Source organism: Sporomusa sphaeroides DSM 2875, from assembly GCF_001941975.2.
GTDB classification, from domain to species: domain Bacteria; phylum Bacillota; class Negativicutes; order Sporomusales; family Sporomusaceae; genus Sporomusa; species Sporomusa sphaeroides.
In genome coordinates, this window is sequence record NZ_CP146991.1 from 761,652 (window position 1) to 783,902 (window position 22,251).

The following is a 22,251-nucleotide window of genomic DNA, read 5'->3' on the forward strand; positions in this document are numbered from 1 at the left end:
GGAGATTACAGTGCGCTTGCTTATTTGGAATGTATTCCAAGTAAGTGATGTTGCTTTGCTGAATTTACTCCTGGCATAGACCAGGAGTTTTTAGTTGGTTTCACGCTGTAGAAATCCTCCCGGCTGCCTGCCATAGCAGCCGGGAGTTTCTTATAAGCCATCTTTTTCACTCCTTTGATTAGCGGGTCAATTATGACCCGCGCTTTTTTTCTGGAGCGCCTGGTTATACAGCCGGTACAGTGAATAGTTCCGACTTATAAAAACGATACGCGGGGGGGATTTCATGGATAAGCATTGAGAGTTTTTGCGGTACTAATGGAGTCAGCGTTATGGATCAGATTATGAGGGGAGTATGCGAACAGATGATACACAATAAGAAACAACTTACTCAATTGCTGGCCATGGTGTTGCTGCTAAATGCGGCGACTAATGTTAGTGCGGAAAATAGCAAAGATGAGGACTTCTCTTTTGACAAAATTGTAGTAACGGCGCAACGGATGGAAACAAAAGAACTGGACACTCCGGCCTCTACGATAGTTATCACGGCCCAGGAGTTGAAGGATACCGGGGCTATTAACGTGTTTGACGCCCTGGATCATACCATTGGCGTTAACAGTTTTTCCTATGGCACCGGCGGCGGGGAATACGGCGCGATGATGTCGCGGGTGATAGTTCGCGGTCTGGACAAAGGGACGCTGGTATTGGTGAACGGGGCGCCGGTGAACTTAATGAACTACAATACCATGAGGGTTATTCCCGTGGAAGCCGTAGAGCGGATTGAGATTGTCAAGGGCTCTAACGCCGTTCTGTACGGTGCGGAAGCCATGGGCGGCGTAGTCAATATCATTACTAAAAAAGCGACAGGCGACAACTCCGGTTCGATTAGCAGCACCTATGGAAATTATTACAAGGGTAATTCGCTGTTGGTAAACGGCAAAGATTTTATGTTTTTTTACAAGAAAGAATTCTCGGCGGAAGTGGACGAACAGAATCGCATATTTACTAAAGATAGCACGACAGGCGCGAAGACGGACAAGATTAGCCTCGGTAAAGGGAATAACGAGTCCATGTTTTTGAACCTCAACTTGAACGATAAGCTGTCACTCAACTACTCTTATTCCAATGCGGAGAGCACTTACAACAGATGGAGCGGCAAGACCGCTACCAAGCCATACAGTCTCAGCAAATCTATTTACTATGATAAAAGAAGCAATGTTAACTTAGTGTATGACAATAAGGAGGCGGCCTTTAAGTCTGTCCTGGCCTATAATTCCACTAACCTTAAGGGCGGCGGCGCTGCGACCACAGACTATGATATGTACAGCATCAATTTTGACAATCAGAAAACCTGGTGGCTGCGGGACGGCAAGGATTCGCTGATAGCCGGCCTGACGCTGCAGCGGGAACATAACGGCAAAAACTATTCTTCTGCAAATTTTGACAGAGACAGTTATGCGCTATACGGATCTTACAGCCGCGAGATGACCGACAAATTCACCGTAACCCTCGGTTTGCGCGAGCACATTGTAAAAGCGAATGAATATGACGCCTCGCAAAATATTATGCTGCCGCAGCTGCAGACCTTATACAAAATCAATGACAATACTTCCTGGTACACCAATATCGGCAAATCCTTCGAGATGCCGGCCACAAGCTCGCCCTTTACCAAAAATGTATCAACGGCAATTAAGTTAAAGCCGCAGGAAGGCTGGACCTATGAAACCGGCTTGAAGCGTATTAACGGCAACGAAGCGTTTAAGGTCGCGCTGTTTGCCATGAACATCGACAACAAGTTTGCTTGGGTGAAAGAGAACACAGTCATTCCCGGCGGGGACAAAAATCTGAGCGTTCAGATAAACCGGGACAAATTTCGCAACAAAGGGATTGAAATGGAATACAGCAAAAAACTAAACGAAAGCTGGCAATACAATCTGGGCGCTTCTTTCTCCGACCCGGAATCAAAAACCGGCACTGGTGACTGGGCCCAGGATGCGGCCAAGCTGCAGTTGTCCACCGGCGTTACCTATACGGAGAAAAAGCTGTTGACCAACCTTAACTTTTTTTATGCAGGGAAAAGAGAGCCTGCCTACTATACTATGAACGGGTCTACAGCCTCCTCTCCGAATTACGATCACCGCCTTGGGAACCGGATTGATTTGAATGCCACCGTCCGCTATAAAGCGACGGATAGCGATGTTATCACGTTAAGCGGCTACAACTTATTAGACAAGGATAATCCCGTCAGTAATACGGAATATTGGTCGACTCCTTTAAATTACCGCCTGACTTATACCCATAATTTCTAAGTTGTAAAGTATTCAGGGGATGAGCCTGAGCCGGGAAATCTGTTCCGGCCGGCGTTGTTTCTGAGAGAGATACGGCAACTATTTCCGTATCTCTCATAAAACAGGGGGTTAGGTAATTATGAATCTGTGTGAACTGCCGCATCCAATCATTCAGGCTGATTTGAATCTGAGCCGGTTTGCCCTGACAGGTATTAGTAGCGGCATTTCGAAAAAGGTGTACGCAGTGACCGGGGAGGATGGACATAAAACGATCCTCTATATCTGGCAAAAGCCTTTTTTAGGATTAACGGAAGCCCGCACCGAAGGCTTGCATTACTTGCATGCGGAAGGCTTTGAATATTTTTGCTACAACACCCAGTTGTTGAGCGATGCGGGCATCCGGGTTCCCAAGATAATAAAAACAGGACATTTTTCCGGAGATGGGAACTTCGATTATGCGTATGTGGAATGTTTTGACGGTGTTAGTCTGCAGGAATATCTGCAGTACGGTAATGTGAAAGACATTACCGCCCGGCTGGCTGTCGAGCTAAATAAGTTCTACGCCTGCCGCCGGGATTACTATGGACCGCCGCTATTAACTGCCCCATATTCAAAAACCTGTCAACTGCTGTGCTATGAGCATGCTGTGGAGGAACTGGAAATTGCCTGCAGTCTGGACGGTGACGCTAACCGGCTTAAGAATCTGGTTTTGCAGCAGTTGAACCATTTCATGGTTTTTTTTGCCTGTCAGGCCAAGCCGTTCAGCTATGCGCTCATCCATGGCGAAGCAACACCGGCGCATGCCTGGCTGCTGGCAGACGGCACAATTGGTTTTATTGATATCGAAGGTATTAAATTTTTCGATATTGAATTTGAATATGCTCTCCTTGATATGATGTATGACTATTTGAGGATAAGCAAACCGAAGAGTTATGACCGGCATAAACTGTTATTTTATAAGCTGTATCACCGCATATGCTGGTTATCGGTTGCTGTGGATTATTTGCGAAATGTTGACGCTGCCAACAAATTTTTCATACAGCTGAGACGTATGACGCTGCGGGACTTGGCCAGAGGTGACCGGTAAAGTTATATCATTTATCTGTGAAAAAAGATGTTTCAGGCGTTTTGGGGCGGGGAGGGAGGATTAAGCTTTGTATAATACCCCAATATATTTCATACTACGGGCTATACCGGCATGTATTGCTTTGGCCATCCTGCTGTTTTTCCACGCCGCTGCGGCAGGCGGCAGTCTGGAAGATAGAACTTTTCTCTGGCTGGAGTATGGTACGAAACAGGAGGAGACGGACGGTTCGATAACCCAGCTTATCTATATAAACAGCAGCAGCGCCTCCCTGAAGCTTGCTGAACTTGCCGATCTGACCGCTTTTTACCGTGACGGACGGCAAAAAGATGAAAAACAGTATTACCGGATTCCCGTCGAGCAAAGAGATGGCCGCTATTTCCTGAGAATCAACAGCTCTTCCCGATTTCTTTATCAGGTGTTTGTCACCGGCAGCCGCCAGGGAGAACATTTTACGGCCCAGACGATCTTTCCCCTGTATGCGGATGGGCTGGACAAGCGCGGACAACAAACGCCGGTGCTGCTGGAAAGTGAAAAAAGAAATCCCGCTATTGAGCTGGACCGATCTGGTAATCCATACAGGTCACTGATGACAGGTCAAACGCTCCGATTTTTGTATAAGCCGGTTCAGCCGTCCGGGCCTGGGGTTCGGGCAGTGCAAATCAATGATGTACGCAATAAGACTTCGGCAGATCTTCTGCCGGATGCCGCCGGTATATTTTCCTTTACCCCGGCCCACGATGAACGCCTGGATAACGGCGGTTACAACGAGTATAAGGAGCTCATCGTTTATGCCGAGGAAACTGCCGGCAATGAAGTGTACAAAACCTCAATGAATCTTTTGCTGCGCCGTTCATACTCCGCTCACAACAACCTTCCTCAGGGTTTACTTCTCTTCTTTTTAGCCGTGACAGTCAGTATCGCCATTGTATTATTCCGCAGAAGGAGCTTCCGGTATCATGGTGGATAATTTACGTTCACTAATCCAGACTTTGATGTTTGTTTTCTGGACCTATGGCGGCCGGGCCGGAGTAAACCTTGGCTACTCTGTTCCCTGCTTTTCCTGTCCTTATGTTTCTGGCTGCGCCGGGCATTGTTATCTTATGGCCTTGCAGGGGCAATGGAGCCTGGCGTTTTTATTTTCCGGGCTGCTTTCCTATAAGAGCTTTAAGGTAGTCCTGTATTTTCTCCTCTTTGTTCTGTTGGCCATCCTGCTGTCAAAACTTTGGTGCGGCTGGGTCTGTCCGTTCGGTACCCTGCAGGACTGGCTGGCCCAACTGAGAAAAAGGCTGAGAATCCGGGAAACGGAGTTTTCCTGGAAAACCCGGGAGCGTTTGAAGCCGGTTAAATATGTATTGCTGGCCCTGCTGATCACTACACCGCTTTTAATTACTTTTGCGGGCTTGCACCGGGATTTTTATCTGCTGTTCTGTCAAATTTGCCCGGCTAAGCCGATTATGCCGCTGTTTGTCGGGGAAACCCGCAATCTTGCATTGGATTATACGAACACGATTACGCTGACTTTCTCGGTTTTATCCCTCACTATTGCCGCCGTCACCCTGGTCGGCAGTTTTTTCAAAGACCGGTTTTTCTGCCTGTTCTGTCCGATGCTTCCTTTGATTCAAATGTCGAAAAAAATCAGCTTTATCCGCTTTGAGAAAAAAGGTCATACCTGCTTAGGCTGCGGCAACTGCCAAAGAATGTGTCCGGTGGATATCCGGGACGTACATCTGGAAAAGAGGGAAAAAAACGTAATGAGTGAAGACTGTATGCTTTGCCTGCGCTGCATCGAATCTTGTCCGGAAGATAGTGCGTTAACTGTAAAATTCTTCAATTACAATATATTTTCATCGTCACGCAGGTATGTTGCAAAAAATTATCAACAGGGGAAATCTGCAAATGGATAACATGGTATCTAAAGAGGAAGAGCGGCGTCTGAGGCAGCGGGCCAAGGCATATGAAAAAACCTGTGAAGAATACGATCAGGAAATTGCCGCATTAAAAGCAAGAGCCGACTATGTCGCCGAGTTCGACTATTTCCTGGATTTATTGGCGCGGCCGCTACAGCCTTCCCAGCTCAGGGAAAAGGTTGGGCGGCCTCTCATTGGTCTGTTTTGTATCCAGGCACCATGGGAGCTGTTCCACGCTTTCGGGGTTCATCCGGTGAAACTGTGCAGCGGCTCCTATACGGCGCAGCGGCTTGCTGCAGCCTATCTGCCGGTGCTGATGTGCCCCATGCTCAAATCGTATATTGGCAGTACGGACTTTGCCGGTTCAGCGGCCGGTTATGACGCCACAATTGTCCCGACAACCTGTGACTGGGTTGTGAAAATGCCGGAGATCGCCAAGGAAAAAATCGGGCACCTGCATTATCTGGAGCTTCCTCATGTCAAGCAGAACGAAAAGGGTCAAAAGCGCTGGCTTGAGGAAATCTATGCCTTAAAACAGTTTTTGGAAGAAAAAACAGGAGCTAAATTAAAACGGCAAGACCTCCTGCATTCGATGAATGCTTTTATGAATGTCTGGAAGCTGTTTCAAGAGTTGATTGACCTAAAAAGAAGCAATATTTTTCCCGGAATCTGGTTTTTCTGTATTGCCAATACGTTTATGCTGGATGACCTGGGACGCTGGGCAAAGCATCTGGCGCTTGCAGTAAAACGGTTCCAGGCGGAAGTACCGCGGCCGAATCCTTACAGGGTATTTCTCGCCGGCTCCCCGGTGATCTTTCCGAATCTGAAGCTGCTGCAGCTTATTGAGCAGGCAGGGATGACCGTCTGCGCTGACGACCTCTGTTCTTCCGAGAGAATACTTCCCGGCGCGACGGTATACGACGACCCGTCGGAACACGGCCTGTTAAGAGCGTTGGCCGAAAGGTACCATCAGGGCTGTATCTGTCCAACCTTTGCGGATAACGACCGGCGCGTCAATAATATTTTAAAGACAACTGGTGACTGCCAGACAAGAGGGATTGTCTTTCATGTGTTGAAAGGCTGCCATCCCTATGATATTGAGAGTTTCTCCATCGAAGAAAAAGTGAAGAACAGTGGACGAAAGTTTCTCAAAATTGAAACCGATTATGTAAAAGAAGACAGCCAGAACATATTGACCCGCTTGGAAGCTTTTAAACAAACTCTATAGAAAAAGGTGAGCGCTATGAGTTATAAGATTGGTATTGATCTCGGCAGCACCGCCATCAAGGCAGTGATCGTCAAAGACACCGAGCTGATCTGGAAAAAAGCGGTGCCGACCGCTCCCGGCCAGGAAGCCTTGGCCCGTAACTTGCTGGATGAGGGACTGGCGGAGCTTGCCATCAGTAACCAGGACATGGAAGGTATCTCGGTCACCGGTTACGGCAAAAATCTGATTGCCGATGCGCATACCGTTATCGATGAGGTTTCTGCCAATGCCTGGGGCGTTTACTTGTTAAGCGGCCGGAAAGCGCGCACAGTCATCAATATCGGCGGTCAGGACATAAAAATTATCCGGCTGGCCGAGGATGGCAAATTGAGTGATTTTAAAATGAATGATAAATGTGCGGCCGGGACCGGACGGTTTTTCGAAATGGCCGGGCGTATTCTGGACACGTCCATTTATGATTTTGCGGCTTTAGCGGATAAGGCCGATGCTTCCGTCAGCCTCAACAGTACCTGTGCGGTATTTGCGGAAAGTGAGATCGTATCCCTTATCGCTAAAGGAACAAAGAAGGAAAACATCATCCGCGGGCTGCATGAATCAATAGCCAGACGCATAGCCGGCATGATGGGAAATCAGGACTTTGCCGATGAACTGTACCTTGACGGCGGATCAGCCAATAATGGCGGGCTGGCGGTAGCAATCGAAGATGAACTTCTCCGGGATGTGTATGTTCTTCCCCATCCTCAGTTCACGGTCGCCTATGGAGCGGCCTGTTTGCTGCGAAGATAGGACTTATATAGTTTTTCTGTTACCGGCACTTCCTTTTTCAATGGCAGGCGGAATTGGAGGGATTTACTTGACAATACTTGACAAAAGGTGATAGATTGGAATAAATAAACTAAGTTGTTTCAATAAGAATTGAATATAGCTAAGTCAGGTGCCCTGTAGAGGGCTTAATAGGGAAGTCCGGTGTAATACCGGCGCGGTCCCGCCACTGTAATGGGGAGCAAACCCGAAGATATACCACTGGGACGAGAGTCTTGGGAAGGTTTGGGAGAGCTATGATCCAGAGCCAGGAGAACTGCCTGTCTGAAGATCGCCGTTTTACCCACGAGTGATGGGGAGGAGATTACAATGCGCTTGCCTGACTTGGAACGGTTCTAAGTGAGGCTGCGTAGATTTGCTGAATTCACTCCTGGTCTTAGACCAGGAGTTTTATTTGGTGTACGCTGTAGAATCCTCCCGGCTGTTATGGCCGGGAGTTTCTTATTGGTGCCATAGAGAGCAGATAGTCCGCAGTCAGGTGCAAACCATTGGAAACCAATGGTGAAAGAGGTTTGATTGGTTCATGCAGCTATTAGAAATTATAAAAATAAAGCGGCTCGCCAGCCTGGTATTTCTTTGCCTTATTTGCCTGCTGCTGGCCGGTTGTCCCGCCAGGCAGACAGGCGGCAAAGTGCAAAACTCTCAGGGAAGCTATACTGTAACCGACGACAGCGGGTATACTATGACGCTGGCAGCTAAGCCGCAGCGGATTGCATCGCTGTCCTATGGCACGGATGAAATGCTGGTTGAGCTTGTTGCCATGGACAGGATTCTTGCGTTCAGCCGGTGGGCCGACGACCCGGAAATCACGTTTATTACCGCCGGGCAGGCGGCTCAGGTAAAAAAGCGGGCGTTACCCTACGCCGAGGCGCTCATCGCGCTTAGGCCGGATCTGATCGTGGCGGCCGCTTCCACCCTTCGGCCGGAAGCGCTGCAGACACTCAGGGAGGTCGGCATTCCGGTGTATATATCGAAAAGCCCCAAAAATCTGGAAGAAGTAAAGCACAAAGTCGGGAATTTAGCCCGGGTGGTGGGCGAGGAAAACAACGGGCAGCGTATCATAAACCGGATGGAGGAAGCGCTGCAGCGGCTTGAAGAAAAGTTAGCCCCGGTTACACCGGATAAGAGAAAATGCGGTATGGCGTTTGATTTTAGCGGAGTTATCGGCAATAAGAACAATCTTCTGGCAGATATATTCAATTATGCCCGCATAAAAAACGGTGCTCTCCGGGAAGGCGGTATCGGCCAGGGGGAAAATCGCCTTTCCAAAGAGCAGATTGTGGCTATAAATCCAGACATATTTCTGTTGCCTACCTGGAATTATGACGGATACAGCGGGGTTCAAGCCTACCGGCAGCAGATAATGAATGACCCGGCTTTCCGGCATGTCGCCGCCGTGCGCAATAATCAGGTGAAACTGGTTTCCGATAGGTATCGCTATGTCACTTCGCAGCATGTTGTTATAAGTATTGAGGTTTTTGCGAGAACAGCCTATCCGGAGCTTTTTTAGTCCTGCCAGCAAGTACGTTTTGTAAAGAAGGTTATTATGCCAAATCTGTATCAACGGAATCAAAGTAAAGTTCTGGTATTGGTGGTATCTTTTTTTCTTGTAATAATTCTTTCGCTTACCCTTGGACAAGTTGATATTTCACTAGCCGGTGCGGTTGCCGTTATCGGTTATCAATGGTATGTGCCGGTATTTAGCGGCTTTGATTTTACGCCAGATGAGCAGGCTATTCTTTGGCATATCCGGATGCCGCGAACCTTAACCGGCCTCATGGTAGGGGCGGCGCTGGCCGTCTCCGGCGCTGTTATGCAAGGGGTTTTTGGCAACTCTTTGGCAGACCCCGGTATTATTGGCGTTTCCAGTGGTGCGGCTGCCGGCGCGGTGATTGCCATTGCCTCCGGTATTGGCTTTCTACATATTTTTTATTTGCCGCTGTTTGCCTTTATCGGTGCGCTGGTCACGGTGGCGGTCACGGTTTTTCTGGTAATGCGCCACGGAAAGATACCGGTACTGCCGCTGTTATTGGCAGGTGTGGCTATAAGTATGATTCTGGGTGCTATTACTTCCGGTATCCTGACCTATATTAATGAACAGAAAATGCAGCAATATCTGTTCTGGATGGTTGGCGGTCTGGATTTTAGACGCTGGGAGCACGTATATCTGGCTTTTTGGCCGGTTAGCCTGGGTGTTGCCGCCCTGATTACACTGTCGCGCCATCTCAACATCCTCGTACTGGGTGAAACCGAAGCCAGGGCAGTCGGGATGCCTCTTGCACAGCTCAGGCTGCTGCTGCTGGCTATCGCTTCCCTAACGACGGCAACGGCTGTATGCGTCAGCGGCAATATCGGGTTTGTCGGTCTGGTAATACCGCATATTATGCGGTTGATTATCGGCCCTGATCACCGTATCTTGCTGCCGTGCAGCGCTCTAGCCGGCGGCATGTTTTTATTGATTTGCGATACCCTGGGACGGCTGCTGCTTTGTCCGTCCGAAATTCGTGTAGGTATTATGACGGCGCTGCTGGGGGTCCCCTATTTTTTGTATTTGTTAAGGAAAATGAACAGGCAGCAGTAACAGCAGGCCGGTAATAAAGGAGTTTTTGCAATGCTAACTATTTTTACTAATGTGGAAAGACAATGCAAAATGCTGCAGCAGGCCGGAGCGTATCTTGCTGCCAAAACGCTTGGTTTGCCGGAGATCCGGAGTATTTATTTTGATGATTCTACCGCCTGGTCAAAGCAGGTTAGTGCTCTGCTTAAGGCAAGTGATATTGTTATTTTCCTGTGGCAAGGCCCGGTTTATCCGTGCGAACTGGCAAATAAGGCATTATCCTTTCTAAAGAATGAGGGTAAAACGGCATATGCCTTTATGTCCACTGCCGATAGTGCGGCAAACACGATCAGCGGCTTTGCTGACGGGGAAGTACAGCAAATTCGTGACTATATCCTGTGCAGCGGCAGCAGTAACTATCAAAATTTCTTATTGAGGCTGGCAAACAAAACCGGCAGAGGAATCTGGGCGTGCCAGCCGCCGCAGGAGCTTGTCTGGCAGGGGATTTATCACCCCGCAGCCCCGGCCGTTTTGCTTGCGACAGACGATTATCTGGCAGCGTTGTGCCCTCAAAACCGGCCGCTGGTGGGCCTGTTGTTTTCGCGTGAGTCCTGGATATGGCAGGATACGGCTTATATTGACGCCCTTATCAGGGAACTGGATGTCCGGGGATTTGGCGCACTGCCCGTATTTGGCCTGTGGGAGGACAACCAGGCGCTCAATGCGGCAGGTATCAGCCAGGCGGTGGAACGGTTTTTTTATCATCAGGGGCAAGTTGTTGTTTCCGCTGTAATCAATACTTTTAAAGTAGGGCTCACGCTGAGCCGGCAGAACCGGCCAGGTTTTTTTACCCGTCTGAATGTACCTGTTATTCAGGCGTATAATTTGCTGCGTCCCGAGTGCGAGTGGCGGCAAGGGTTTACCGGCATGAATCCGGTTGAGCTTTCGGTTAATGTGGTACAGCCGGAATTTGACGGGGTGATTCATGGCGGGGTAGTTTCCGGCAAGGAAGCCGACAGCCAGGGGATCAGCCGATATTTGCCGGTGTCGGAGCGGGTTGTGGCGCTGGCTGATAAGGCTAAAAAGTGGGCCAGTTTGCATTATTCCGGCAATGCAGAGAAAAAAATAGCCATTATTTTCCACAATTATCCACCGACAAATGCCAGTATCGGCAGTGCGCAGGGACTGGATTCACCGGAAAGTGTGGCTGCTTTGCTGAGAGTAATGGCAGCAAAGGGGTATCATATCGACAGCCTTCCGGCAAATGGCAGGCAACTGTTAGAGGATTTGCTGACCGGTGTTACTAATGACCGGCGGTTTCTGACCGATGAACAAATCGGGCAGGCGGTTGGCAAAGTCGGTAAAGGCGACTATAAGATCTGGTTCGACAGTCTGGACCCCAGTGTTAGGGAAGAGTTGACCGCAGAATGGGGGCTGCCGCCGGGGGATGTGTTTTTTGCCAATGACAGTCTGATTGTTCCAGGAAGGCTGAACGGTAATATCCTGATTACTCTGCAGCCGCCGCGGGGGTTTGGCGAAGATCCGAATAAAATCATTCATTCACCGACCTGTCCGCCGCCGCATCACTATTTGGCTTTTTATGCCTGGATCAGGGAGGTCTGGCAGGCTGATGCCGTTATTCATGTGGGCACACATGGTTCGCTGGAGTGGCTGCCGGGGAAAAATGCCGGTCTGTCGCACTGCTGCTATCCTGAGCTGGCCTTGCAGGATTTACCGAATATTTATCCTTATTATGTTACTATTGTCGGCGAGGGGATTCAGGCCAAACGGCGCGGCGCGGCCTGTCTTATCGGACATCTTTGCCCGCCGATGAGTCATGCCGATACCTATGAAGAACTGGCAGAATTGGAGGAACTGCTTCAGGAATACGCACATTATAAGGATACACAGCCAGCTAATGCCGCGTTAGTTGGCGAGCAGCTTGCAAGCAAAATAGCCGCATTGCATCTTGAGGAAGATTTGCCCAGACAGACCGGGCAGCCGCTGGCTGACTATATTTTGCGTGTGCATGCCTATCTCGAAACTTTAAAGCATATGCAAATACGGACAGGGCTGCATGTTTTAGGCAAAGCGCCGCAGGACGAAGTTTTAACCGAATTCATTCTGGCGCTTACCCGGGTGGATAACGGGGCTGTCCCGTCATTGCCGCAGGTGATTGCCAAGGCGGCATACGGCTATGATTATTATCAACTGCTTGAAAAAAGCGGCGAGTTATTGTCTGACGGCAGCCGCAGTTATGCCAGTGTAATTGATGAAATTTGGGCGACCTGCAAAGCTGCTGTTGTTTGTTTACAGGACAATGGGTTTTCTGAGCAGGGTATTGCAGCCGTTTTCATGCTGCCGGAGGTGCAAGCACTTGAGCTTGCCGGTACTGTGGTTGAGGAATTGAAGGCTGTTTTAACGTATATCTGTCAGGAACTGTCGGTAAAACTGGCCGCCACGGTGCACGAGATTACCAATACACTCAGGGCGCTAAACGGAGAATATGTCGAACCCGGACCGGGCGGGGCGCCCAGTAACGGCCGGGCGGATATCCTGCCGACAGGGCGAAATTTCTATGGTGTCGATCCCAATAACCTGCCAACTCCCACTGCCTGGCAACTCGGGCAGACTCTGGCCGACCAGGTCATCACCCGCTATATAACTGAAGAAGGGGAGTATCCGGAAAGTATTGGCATTGTGTTATGGTCTGATTCCAATATGCGGACAAACGGGCAATGTATTGCCGAGCTGCTCTGCCTCATGGGAGTAAGACCTGTCTGGCAAAAGGGCAGCAGACGGGTTATTGGCCTGGAAGTTATTGAGCTTGAGGAACTGAAGCGTCCGCGGATTGATGTTATGGCCCGAGTAAGCGGATTGTTTCGCGATACCTTATTTAGTGCCATTCAGTTAATGGAACAGGCGACAGCGCTGGTGGCCGGACTGGATGAACCGGAGGATATGAATTTTGTCAAAAAGCATATTATGGCCGACAGTGCAGCCCTTGCCGGTCAGGGCATGGATGAAAAGACAGCCTGGCAACAGGCAAGCTGCCGCATCTTCGGCTGTCCGCCCGGCGGTTACGGCGCCGGTGTGGCTGCGCTCATAGAGGCTAAGAACTGGAGTAGTATTCATGATATTGCCGATGTTTATGTGCGCTGGGGGGCACATGCCTATGGCTCCCGGCAGCAGGGCGAGTTTTTGCCCCGGCTGTTCCGGCAGAACCTAGGAAGATTGGCTATCACCATCAAGAATATTGACAATCATGAAGTGCACTTGCTTAACTCTGATGATTTCAATGCTTATTGCGGCGGAATGAACGCCGCTGTTCGCAGTATTCGCGGCAAGGCACCGCGGTGCTATATCGGCGACAGTGCTGATCAAAGCCACACCCAGACGAAAAGCCTTGATGAGGAGTTCCGGCGCGTACTGCGTGGGGAATCGCTAAACCCTAAGTTTATCGAAAGCATGAAAAAGCATGGCTATAAAGGCGCGGCCGACTTAGCGGCACTGGTAGGACATTGCTATGGCTGGGACGCAACCAGTGAGGTGATGCGCGACTGGATGTACGAAAACCTGGCTGAAAAATTCGCCCTTGACGGCAAGATGCAGGAATGGATGACAGCGGTTAACCCCTGGGCTCTGCAACGAATTGCTGAAAAACTGCTGGAGGCGGAACGCCGCGGCATGTGGGAGGCCAAGCCGGAAACCAAAAAAGAACTGGAAAACCTGTATCTTTCCATTGAAGGCGAATTGGAAGACCGCGCAGATCAATAACAATATGTTGAGAGGGGATTTACATTGAAAAAACAATACCTTACCAAGCAGGCTATATGGAAAAAGATGTGTTTAGGTCTGTTAGTTGCTAACTATCTATGTTTTTCGGGCAGCGGTGCTTTGGCGGCAGCCAAAAGTGAGGCGGAGACTTTCAGTTTAGACTCAGTGGTGGTTACGGCCCAAAGAAGTGAAACCAGGGATCTGAATACACCGGCGGCAGTAACAGTTATTACTGCCGCAGAATTGAAAGAAACCGGCGCTATTAGTGTGTTTGATGCTCTGGAGCATACAATTGGTTTTAACAGTATTTCGTTTGGACCGGCAGGGACGGACTATGGAATGTCTGCTGGCAGAACCATTATTCGCGGCTTGGAAAGGGGGGCCTTGATTCTGGTTAACGGCTCGCCCATCAATTTATTGAATTATAACGGCTCCAACGGCATTCCCCTGGAAGCGGTGGAAAAAGTTGAAGTTATCAGAGGCGCCGGCTCTACGCTGTACGGCTCGGAGGCTTTGGCCGGGGTTGTCAACATTATTACTAAAAAACCGGGAAGCAGTCAGCAGAATACCATTGGTATTACCGGCGGCAATTATAATCAAAACTGGTCGGTAAGCTCAGAGTTCGGCAATAGCGCAATTTATCTGAAACGGGAGTATATTGCCGCCGTTGACAGAACTTCAAGAGATAATCTTACCTCCAAAAAAGACAATGCACTAGTCCAGCCTTATGGCCTGGATAAAGGCACGAAGGATAGCTTTTACTTTACAACTCAGTTAAGTGATGAACTCAATTTTAACTGGTCCTATACTGACCTGCAATCTAACCGTCCACGGTATAATACAGACGGTTCCCGCTATATGTTATATAAATATGATGATGTCCGCAATAATCTAAATCTCAGTTATGACAACAAAGACGATAATTTTAAGTCGGTTCTGTCGTTTAATAAACGACATGCCTTTGGCGACAAATATGACTATGATACCGGCGACTGGGGCATTAGCGAACGATACAATATGTACGGCATAAACTGGGACAATCAAAAGGCCTGGAAACTGAGAGATGACCGTGACACACTGATTGCCGGCGTTACCCTGGCACGGGAGCATTATAACGGTCTGCCCGGCAATACTGCAGTCAAATATAATAATGCGCTGCGCAACAGTTTTGCTGTCTATGGAGCTTATACCTATAATATTAACCCTGAATTCAGTACAACCTTAGGCCTGCGGGAAAATGTTATTAAAGACTATGCTACCGACAAAAACGTCTTTTTACCGCAAATCCAGACATTATATAAGATCAATGACAATACGTCCTGGTATACCAATATTGGCAAATCCTTTCAGATGCCGGCGCTAAACCAGTATTTTTCCAAACAAAGTACTGATTTTAACAGGCTAAAACCGCAGCAAGGCTGGAACTATGAAACAGGGATAAAAATCATTGACAATAATCAATCGTTCAAAGCAGCTCTTTATCATATGGATATCAAGGACCAGTTTGTCTGGAAAAAGAATCCCGACAAAACCGATTATATGGCTAATGCCGGGAACTTCCGCAATACCGGTATGGAATTGGAATATGTAAAAATTCTTAACAATAACTGGAAATACAATTTGGGATTTAGTTATTCCAATCCGGAAAATAATGAAAATGGCTCCTGGGAGCAGTGTAACAGCAGAATACAGACAACCGCGGGTATAACCTACAATCAGGAAAAATGGCTGACAAATGTTAATTTCTTATTCCTGGGCGACCGGGAAGAAAGTTATTACAAAATCAACGGCAACATCAGCGATATTCCGGATCGTGTACAGTTAAACGCCATGATTAGATATCAGCCGGAACGCAATCAGTCGGTGATTCTGAATTTGTACAATATCCTTGACCGTAATAACTCTGTGAACAAATATGAGAATCTGGATCTGCCTTTTAACTGGGCACTGAGCTATAACTATACTTTTTAGCCTTGTGAGTAATAAATAGTTGCGAATAAAAAAACAAGCTGAAACCTGCCCTCAAGGGTGGAAAATTTGTCTGGATTTTCTTTTTGCTGGGACAAGGGACCTGTCCCCTTGTCCCGCGTAGCGGGTCTATTATGACCCGCGCTTTTTTTCTGCTTGGCATACATGTTTCAAAAATTTGCCTGGAGAAGATTCGAGAGTAAGGAAAGTAGTTGATGAAAATGTCGGAGAAGTTATCAGGTTTTGATTATGCTGTGGAGTTAACAGGACTGACTAAGATATATGACGGACGAAAAATTGTTGATAATTTGTCGCTGACAATACCGCAAGGGAAGATATTCGGCCTGCTTGGTCCTAATGGCGCGGGTAAATCGACGGTAATGAAGATGATTGCCGGTTTGACGCGCGCTACGAGCGGATCGGTGCGGATTTTTGGGATTGATAGGCTGATGGAACCGCTCGCTACTAAAAAACTAGTCGGCTTGGTGCCGCAGGAGAATAACTTGGAACGGGATTTGACAGTGGAAGAGGTTTTGCTGGTTTACGGCAGGCTTTTTGGGGTGGAGCGGCTTAAACACCGGCTGGAAGAGGTTTTGACAAAGTTTAATTTAGAGCAAAGCCGGCATATAAAGGTGGGGGTGCTGTCAGGGGGGACCGCACGACGGACACTGATTGCCAGGGCTCTGCTGCCTGAGCCCGAGCTGCTGCTGCTGGACGAGCCAACAGTGGGACTTGATCCTGACATCCGCCAGGAATTGTGGAGTATTGTACGCCTTTTAACCAGTGAAGGCAAAAGCATAATATTGACAACACACTATATGGAGGAAGCCGAGCAGCTCTGTGAGCAGGTGGCTATGCTGCGTTCCGGCCGTCTTGCTTTGCTGGATACACCGGCAGGCATTAAACATCGGACAGGCAAGGGCCAGGCAAGCGGAGCGCTTGAGACCATGTTTATCAAACTGGCTAAGGAAGGCGATGGCTGATGGGCTGGTATGCCGTATATTGGCGGGAAATGATTATACTGTGGAAGAAAATCGGCAGAATGGGCTACGTATTTTCCACTATTGTTTTTCCCTTTATTTATCTGTTTTCTTTTGGACTGGGGTTAGGCGGCAGAGTGAATGTGGATGGCGGCTATTTACCGTTTCTGGCCAAAGGTATTATGGGTGTCACTGTGTTGTTAAACTCTTTTCAACAGACCGCATCCTCTGTGAGTACAGGACGGCTGTATTTCCGAAATTTTCAAAGTGTGGTTTTAAGTCCGGTAGCTGCCTGGGAAGTGGTTTTGGGAATCATAGCAGCAGGTTCGGTGCGGGGAATATTTTTTGGCAGCCTGGTTTTTGTCATTGCCTGGGGTGCTTTTGGGGTAGGCGGGTTAAATGTCCTGGCTGTTGCCGGCCTTATTCTGGGTTCTTGCTGCTTTGCCGCCATGGGGGTGGTTGTAGGCATGCTTGTTAAGCATCCTGACGATGTTTCGCTGATTAATAATTTTTTTATTACGCCGATGATATTTTTTGGCGGTTCGTTTTTTCCGTTGCACAATCTGCCGCCCTGGCTGGCTGCAGTTGCCCAGTTATCGCCCATTGGTACGCTTAATGCCCTGTTGCGGGCACCTGGCTGGAATAGCGGGGCCGTATGGGCGGCAGGCACGCTGATAGTACTGACTGGTTGCTTTTTTACCTGGAGTGTGTGGCTGTACAGCCGGTATAGTGAGTAGGTCTGGGAAAAGGTTGACCCGGAGCGGGTGAATTGTTTGTTTGAACCACCGGGCAGTCTGCGACCTGGGACAAGGGACCTGTCCCCTTGTCCCAGGTCTTTGTCCCACGGTAGAATTCGCTTGACAAAACCTGCCAGGCAATATACTATAGTAGTAGCATAATGTATTTGTGTTTATTGAAAATTGTATATTGATGAGCCAGGTGCCCGCAAGGGCTTAATAGGGAAGACCGGTGTAATGCCGGCGCGGTCCCGCCACTGTAATGGGGAGTGAACCCAAGGTATGCCACTGGGACGAAGGTCTCGGGAAGGTTTGGGCAAGCTATGAGCCAGAGCCAGGAGAACTGCCTGTCTAAAGATCGCCGTTTTACCCACGAGTGATGGGGAGGAGATTACAGTTGCACTAGCTTATTTGGAATGTATTCCAAGTGAGTTGTGTTGCCTTGCTGAATTTGCTCCTGGTCATAGACCAGGAGTTTTTATTTGGATTTATGCTGTAGAATTCTCCCGGCTGCCATGGCGACCGGGAGTTTCTTATTTAGTTGCCATTTCTTCTAACTCCTTCATGCTTTTGCGGGTCTATTATGACCCGCGCTTTTTTTTCCTAACAGAAAGTATATAACTTTTTTAAAAGCAGGATAAAGGCAACAGCGGCTTCCGCGCCGCCAAAAGCTTGGTGTAAACCGTGTTTTCTTTATGAATTGATAAAACAAGGAGCGGATAAGGCATATGCAAAAAAAGATTGCCTTTTACGGCAAGGGCGGCATCGGCAAGTCGACGACAGCCGCCAATGTATCGGCCGCACTGGCGGAAATGGGACACAGAGTTTGCCAAATTGGCTGTGATCCCAAAAATGATTCCACCCGCCTTTTATTAGGGAAGGTTTGTTCACAGACGGTATTGGATATGGTTAAGCAATATGGGGAGGAAGTCAGGACCGAGGACTTGGTACATAGCGGCTTTGGCGGCGTACAGTGTATCGAGGCCGGAGGGCCCGAGCCAGGAGTAGGCTGCGCCGGACGCGGCATAATTGTGGCATTGGAAAAGCTAAAAGCCTTGCAGGCTTTGCCCGAAGATGCCATTATTCTGTACGATGTACTGGGAGATGTGGTGTGCGGCGGCTTTGCCGTACCCATACGGGAAGGCTATGCCAGCGATATTTACATTGTATCTTCCGGTGAACTCATGTCACTCTATGCGGCCAATAATATTGCCAAAGGGGTGGCCCGCTATGCTGCCCGGGGGGCGGTGCGGCTTGGCGGCATTATCGGCAATAGCCGCGGCATTGCTAATGAGCAGGCATTGCTTGAGGAATTTGCCAAACGGCTGCATACTTCTTTAGTTGCCTATATTCCCAGGGATCGTACCGTTAATAAAGCGGAAATTCATCGTAAAACAGTCATCGAATTTGCGGCAGACTCGCCACAGGCGGCGATTTACCGTCAGTTAGCCGGTTTTATTTGTGAGAATACGGCGCTGAGTGTGCCGACCCCCATGTCCTTTGCAGAATTAGAGGAGCTGGTGCTTGACTATGGTGATGAATAAACGGGCGAAAACAGCCCGCAAACGGGGTTACAGCTGTGCGATGCCGGGCGTGTGGCGCGCCGTTTCCCACAATGAAGGCGCGCTTGTTATTTACCATAGTCCCAAAGCCTGCGGGCATATCGGCCGGGAAATGGATTTGGGAATGCATTTCCGTTCACTGGCAAAGCGGCAATTTATGCCGGAGCAGTACTCGGCACCACTGATCATCAGCGGGCTGACGGAAGAGCATTCGATTTTCGGTGGGGCCGGCTTACTCAGGGAATGTATTGAATATGCAGCCGAAAGGTACAAGCCGGCCTATATTTTGATTGCCAATTCCTGTGTGGCCGGCGTAATTGGTGATGATACGGCTGCGGTGGCAGGCGAGGCAGAGGCGGCTCTGGGCATACCGGTGATGTCTGTTCCCTGTTATGGTTACCTGGACGGCGACTATTATGCCGGGTTTTATCATGCCGGAAAAACACTGGCAGAGCGCTTTATGATTGCCCAGCCAAAGGTGGTTAATACGGTAACTCTCTTGGGTGACCGCGGCGGCCCCAATGGCATGGATGTGCAGGAAATTAAACGTTTGCTGGGCTATTTTAGCCTAAAAGTGTATTGTCATTTTCCGGCATATGCTTCGCTGGAGGATATAAGACGGGTGCCGTTTACCGCACTGACAGTACCGCTTAGCGGAACAAGACAGTCCAATCCCTGGATGTGCAAGCTGGGGCAGGAACTGGAGGAGATGCTGGGAGTGCCTGCTTTTGACGGGGATTATCCGGCAGGCTGGCAGGCGACGGTTTTATGGCTGACGAACTTAGGCCGGTTTCTCAACCGGCAGCAGCAGGCTGAAGCTGCCATTAAGCAGGAGGCGGAGCGGTTAAACCGGCATATCGCTGAGTATAGCAGCCAGTTGCAGGATAAGCGGATTGTATTGTATCTCGGACGGCCGCTGCTGTATTTTGATCCGGCCTGGGTACTGGAGTTATTTTCTTTGTATAAGCTGAATTTGGCAGGCATTGTGGTGCTGGATGATGTGTTGAGCAAGGACCAGCAGCTTGATTTATATCAGGAACTGAAGCAGCAAACCGGCATACCCTGTTTTTCTCAGGCAGAGGGAAAAGGCATAGTTGAAACAGCAGATATTGTTGTGACCACGCATGAGTTGACTGTAGCAGCCAGGAAAAAGCAGCTCTTTCTGCCCTTGCTGCCGCTGGCCGGGGTAGGGGGCGTTACTGCCCTGATGACTAAGCTGGTGCGCCTGGCGCAGCGTCATGACCGACGGGGAGGAATTATGTATGTGTAATAGTCAGTGGTCAGATGCGCGGACTTTGGTGGAAGCCTGCGCGCTCACCGGCGTAGCCGCTTTCTTTGCCGGTATTCCTGATGCTGTATTGGTGGCCAATGGCCCCATGTGGTGTTATTTTTATGCGCTGCGCTATCTGGAAAGGCAGTGTCCGGCGGTCAGTTCACAATTTTACTGCACCCAGGCTGATAATCATGCGGTTGTCTATGGTACTGAGGAATGTTTGCTGGAAACCTTGGCTATCATTCGCCAGCAGGCCCGGCCGTCGGTTGTATTGATAGAAAATAGCTGCTCTGTCAGCTTGATTGGCGATGATATCGCGGGCATTGCCAGACAGGCGGATTTATCTTGCCCGGTGGTCTGTGTGGACAGCGGCGGACTGGCCGGCGGCTTTGCCGCAGGCTACCGCGCTGCTGCGGGAGCGTATCTGGAGCAGCTGCCGCTAAGCCGTCCGGGGGCGATACGGCCCGGTACTGTCAATCTGCTGGGCTGCACGGTTGGCTACTACAATGCCGATAATGATGTTCAGGAATTGAAACGTATGCTTAAACTGGCAGGCTATGAAGTGCTGGCTTGTCCGGGAGCAGGCAGCAGCACCCAGGTTATAAGCGGCATGACCGGCGCGTCGCTCAACATTGTTGTCCATGAGGAATTGGGTCTTGACCTGGCCAAACAGCTTAATGAGCAGTATGGTATGCCTTATGTATCTTTGCCGCCGCCTTATGGTTTGCAGGGGTCGCTGGCCTGGCTGCAAAGCTTGCGGCACTATGCGACAGGCGGTGCCGGTGATTTGCGCAAGGTTTGGCAGGAAATCAGCGGCCTGGAGCGGAAAATTCAGGCAAGTACTCTGGAAATGCAGCGGGTCTGGGGCGATATGTGGTTTGAAAAAACGCTCCTTGCCGCACCGGGTTCTGCGGCTGTAGCCATGGCCGAGGCTGTCCGTACCGAGTGGCTGGATACAGGCCGGCTGACTGTCATGGCCTATGGTCAAATTCCGGCTTATACTGTGCCGGATTGCATTGATACCCTTATAGAGGCCGGCGGCGACAGTCAGGTCACGGAGCAGCTGCTGGCAGAGCTGGAGGGTGGATTATTGCTGGCCGGCAGCAATGAAAAGGCCATATTGCAGCAAAAGCTGGTGCCTAATGTGGTTTGCCAGAATATTGCGCTGCCGGTATATGATGAAGTCATTTTAAGCGACCGGCCATTTATGGGGTTGCAGGGAGCCTGCTATATGCTGGAACGGCTTTGGAATCAGTATATTACTTTTTGTCAACGGCGTAAGTAAAAATAAACTGTACAAGGAGGGGAAAAAATATGTTACAATATATTCCTGAAAATTGGCCGTATGATCATGCACATCCCTCTGAGCAGGAGGATAGGGCAGTCGAGGATAAAGCAGTTCTTTATTTTGTTGTTTTCAAGCAACCGGATGCGGCAAGATACGCAAGCGGGTGTTTTAAAGCCAGGCAGATGATTGATTTTTGGCAACGGAGAATGAATGTTTATGCATAGAAAAAGGAGTATTGTCAGTATGGCAGACACTAAAGGCTTAGTTATTGTAAATACCGGAAACGGCAAAGGAAAAACAACAGCGGCTTTGGGGCTGGGTATGCGGGCCTGGGGCCAGGGGCTCCGGGTGCTCGTATTACAATTTATTAAAGGCAATTGGACCTATGGCGAATTGCAGGCTGCCGAACGAATGGGCGCGGATTTTGTTATCCGCCAAATGGGTGAAGGATTTGTAAGAAATAGTGCCGATGATGAAAGAGCCGATCATATGCAGGCATCCAAAGAAGCCCTGGAGGATGCCAGACAGGAAATCATGTCCGGAGCGTGGGGGATGATTATCCTGGATGAGATTAACTACGCTCTTGGCTATGGGCTGCTTCCGGTGGATGAAGTACTGGAATTGATAGCTGCAAAGCCGGATTATCTGCACCTGGTGCTTACCGGCCGCAGCGCGTGTAAGGAAATCATTGATAAAGCCGATTTGGTAACCGAAATGGGAGAAATTAAGCACCCATATAAACAGGGAATCAGGGCGCAAAAGGGTATTGAATTTTAACTG

Annotated in this window: 18 protein-coding genes and 2 riboswitches; of the genes, 17 read left to right on the top strand and 1 reads right to left on the bottom strand. The window is 49.3% G+C overall.

Annotated features, from left to right (window positions below):
* Positions 1–20 precede the first annotated feature (20 nt).
* Positions 21–161 (bottom strand): hypothetical protein, encoded by a 141-nt coding sequence (locus tag SPSPH_RS03415; protein WP_158027041.1) that lies wholly within the window; start codon positions 159–161, stop codon positions 21–23.
* 168 nt (positions 162–329) lie between these two features.
* Between SPSPH_RS03415 and SPSPH_RS03420 the strand changes: the two genes are divergently transcribed.
* The 17 genes from SPSPH_RS03420 (at position 330) to cobO (ending at position 22,248) form a co-directional block, all read left to right on the top strand.
* Positions 330–2,306 (top strand): TonB-dependent receptor plug domain-containing protein, encoded by a 1,977-nt coding sequence (locus SPSPH_RS03420; protein ID WP_083945372.1) that lies wholly within the window; start codon positions 330–332, stop codon positions 2,304–2,306.
* A gap of 118 nt (positions 2,307–2,424) precedes the next feature.
* The gene (locus SPSPH_RS03425) at positions 2,425–3,372 is read left to right on the top strand and encodes a hypothetical protein (RefSeq protein WP_075753267.1); all 948 of its coding nucleotides are present in this window, start codon (positions 2,425–2,427) and stop codon (positions 3,370–3,372) included.
* A 67-nt stretch (positions 3,373–3,439) separates the two neighbouring features.
* Positions 3,440–4,339 carry a hypothetical protein gene (locus SPSPH_RS03430; RefSeq protein WP_075753269.1) on the top strand — a complete coding sequence of 300 codons (900 nt, stop codon included), beginning with the start codon at positions 3,440–3,442 and terminating at the stop codon, positions 4,337–4,339.
* Positions 4,329–5,276: a 4Fe-4S binding protein gene (locus tag SPSPH_RS03435; protein WP_075753271.1), complete on the top strand. Its 948-nt coding sequence runs from the start codon at positions 4,329–4,331 to the stop codon at positions 5,274–5,276. Before SPSPH_RS03430 ends, SPSPH_RS03435 begins: the two co-directional genes overlap by 11 nt.
* On the top strand, positions 5,269–6,507 hold the full coding sequence (locus SPSPH_RS03440) for a 2-hydroxyacyl-CoA dehydratase subunit D (RefSeq protein WP_075753273.1): 1,239 nt from the start codon (positions 5,269–5,271) through the stop codon (positions 6,505–6,507). Before SPSPH_RS03435 ends, SPSPH_RS03440 begins: the two co-directional genes overlap by 8 nt.
* Positions 6,508–6,522: 15 nt before the next feature.
* Positions 6,523–7,293 (top strand): acyl-CoA dehydratase activase, encoded by a 771-nt coding sequence (locus SPSPH_RS03445; protein ID WP_075753275.1) that lies wholly within the window; start codon positions 6,523–6,525, stop codon positions 7,291–7,293.
* Between the two features lie 129 nt (positions 7,294–7,422).
* A riboswitch (cobalamin riboswitch) is annotated at positions 7,423–7,607 on the top strand.
* A 245-nt stretch (positions 7,608–7,852) separates the two neighbouring features.
* Positions 7,853–8,839 (top strand): ABC transporter substrate-binding protein, encoded by a 987-nt coding sequence (locus SPSPH_RS03450; protein ID WP_083945374.1) that lies wholly within the window; start codon positions 7,853–7,855, stop codon positions 8,837–8,839.
* A gap of 36 nt (positions 8,840–8,875) precedes the next feature.
* Positions 8,876–9,910 (top strand): FecCD family ABC transporter permease, encoded by a 1,035-nt coding sequence (locus tag SPSPH_RS03455; protein WP_075753277.1) that lies wholly within the window; start codon positions 8,876–8,878, stop codon positions 9,908–9,910.
* Positions 9,911–9,940: 30 nt separating this feature from the next.
* Entirely contained in the window at positions 9,941–13,663 is a 3,723-nt protein-coding gene (cobN, locus tag SPSPH_RS03460; protein ID WP_075753279.1) for a cobaltochelatase subunit CobN, read from the top strand.
* 24 nt (positions 13,664–13,687) lie between these two features.
* Complete coding sequence (locus tag SPSPH_RS03465; protein WP_075753281.1) at positions 13,688–15,634, top strand: TonB-dependent receptor plug domain-containing protein; 1,947 nt, start codon at positions 13,688–13,690, stop codon at positions 15,632–15,634.
* Positions 15,635–15,846: 212 nt separating this feature from the next.
* Positions 15,847–16,614, top strand: coding sequence for an ABC transporter ATP-binding protein (locus SPSPH_RS03470; protein ID WP_233138642.1), 768 nt, complete (start codon positions 15,847–15,849; stop codon positions 16,612–16,614).
* The gene (locus SPSPH_RS03475; RefSeq protein WP_075753283.1) at positions 16,614–17,348 is read left to right on the top strand and encodes an ABC transporter permease; all 735 of its coding nucleotides are present in this window, start codon (positions 16,614–16,616) and stop codon (positions 17,346–17,348) included. The genes SPSPH_RS03470 and SPSPH_RS03475 overlap by 1 nt, the downstream gene beginning before the upstream one ends.
* Positions 17,349–17,531: 183 nt before the next feature.
* Positions 17,532–17,713: riboswitch (cobalamin riboswitch) on the top strand.
* 363 nt (positions 17,714–18,076) lie between these two features.
* A complete protein-coding gene (locus SPSPH_RS03480; RefSeq protein WP_075753285.1) occupies positions 18,077–18,892 on the top strand; it encodes an AAA family ATPase in 816 nt (271 codons plus the stop codon).
* A complete protein-coding gene (locus SPSPH_RS03485) occupies positions 18,879–20,180 on the top strand; it encodes a nitrogenase component 1 (protein ID WP_083945375.1) in 1,302 nt (433 codons plus the stop codon). Before SPSPH_RS03480 ends, SPSPH_RS03485 begins: the two co-directional genes overlap by 14 nt.
* The gene (locus SPSPH_RS03490) at positions 20,173–21,468 is read left to right on the top strand and encodes a nitrogenase component 1 (protein WP_075753287.1); all 1,296 of its coding nucleotides are present in this window, start codon (positions 20,173–20,175) and stop codon (positions 21,466–21,468) included. Before SPSPH_RS03485 ends, SPSPH_RS03490 begins: the two co-directional genes overlap by 8 nt.
* 29 nt (positions 21,469–21,497) lie before the next feature.
* Positions 21,498–21,695: a hypothetical protein gene (locus tag SPSPH_RS03495; protein WP_075753289.1), complete on the top strand. Its 198-nt coding sequence runs from the start codon at positions 21,498–21,500 to the stop codon at positions 21,693–21,695.
* The gene (gene cobO, locus SPSPH_RS03500; RefSeq protein ID WP_075753291.1) at positions 21,688–22,248 is read left to right on the top strand and encodes a cob(I)yrinic acid a,c-diamide adenosyltransferase; all 561 of its coding nucleotides are present in this window, start codon (positions 21,688–21,690) and stop codon (positions 22,246–22,248) included. Before SPSPH_RS03495 ends, cobO begins: the two co-directional genes overlap by 8 nt.
* The last annotated feature ends 3 nt before the right edge of the window (positions 22,249–22,251 follow it).

Excerpts from the sequence above, each read along its gene's own strand:
- SPSPH_RS03445 (WP_075753275.1), top strand. The coding sequence starts at position 6,523 with ATGAGTTATAAGATTGGTATTGATCTCGGCAGCACCGCCATCAAGGCA.
- SPSPH_RS03455 (WP_075753277.1), top strand. The coding sequence starts at position 8,876 with ATGCCAAATCTGTATCAACGGAATCAAAGTAAAGTTCTGGTATTGGTG.
- SPSPH_RS03485 (WP_083945375.1), top strand. The coding sequence starts at position 18,879 with ATGGTGATGAATAAACGGGCGAAAACAGCCCGCAAACGGGGTTACAGC.
- SPSPH_RS03470 (WP_233138642.1), top strand. The coding sequence starts at position 15,847 with ATGAAAATGTCGGAGAAGTTATCAGGTTTTGATTATGCTGTGGAGTTA.
- SPSPH_RS03450 (WP_083945374.1), top strand. The coding sequence starts at position 7,853 with ATGCAGCTATTAGAAATTATAAAAATAAAGCGGCTCGCCAGCCTGGTA.
- SPSPH_RS03495 (WP_075753289.1), top strand. The coding sequence starts at position 21,498 with ATGTTACAATATATTCCTGAAAATTGGCCGTATGATCATGCACATCCC.
- SPSPH_RS03480 (WP_075753285.1), top strand. The coding sequence starts at position 18,077 with ATGCAAAAAAAGATTGCCTTTTACGGCAAGGGCGGCATCGGCAAGTCG.
- SPSPH_RS03475 (WP_075753283.1), top strand. The coding sequence starts at position 16,614 with ATGGGCTGGTATGCCGTATATTGGCGGGAAATGATTATACTGTGGAAG.
- SPSPH_RS03425 (WP_075753267.1), top strand. The coding sequence starts at position 2,425 with ATGAATCTGTGTGAACTGCCGCATCCAATCATTCAGGCTGATTTGAAT.
- cobO (WP_075753291.1), top strand. The coding sequence starts at position 21,688 with ATGCATAGAAAAAGGAGTATTGTCAGTATGGCAGACACTAAAGGCTTA.
- SPSPH_RS03490 (WP_075753287.1), top strand. The coding sequence starts at position 20,173 with ATGTGTAATAGTCAGTGGTCAGATGCGCGGACTTTGGTGGAAGCCTGC.
- cobN (WP_075753279.1), top strand. The coding sequence starts at position 9,941 with ATGCTAACTATTTTTACTAATGTGGAAAGACAATGCAAAATGCTGCAG.
- SPSPH_RS03440 (WP_075753273.1), top strand. The coding sequence starts at position 5,269 with ATGGATAACATGGTATCTAAAGAGGAAGAGCGGCGTCTGAGGCAGCGG.
- SPSPH_RS03435 (WP_075753271.1), top strand. The coding sequence starts at position 4,329 with ATGGTGGATAATTTACGTTCACTAATCCAGACTTTGATGTTTGTTTTC.
- SPSPH_RS03415 (WP_158027041.1), bottom strand. The coding sequence starts at position 161 with ATGGCTTATAAGAAACTCCCGGCTGCTATGGCAGGCAGCCGGGAGGAT.
- SPSPH_RS03420 (WP_083945372.1), top strand. The coding sequence starts at position 330 with ATGGATCAGATTATGAGGGGAGTATGCGAACAGATGATACACAATAAG.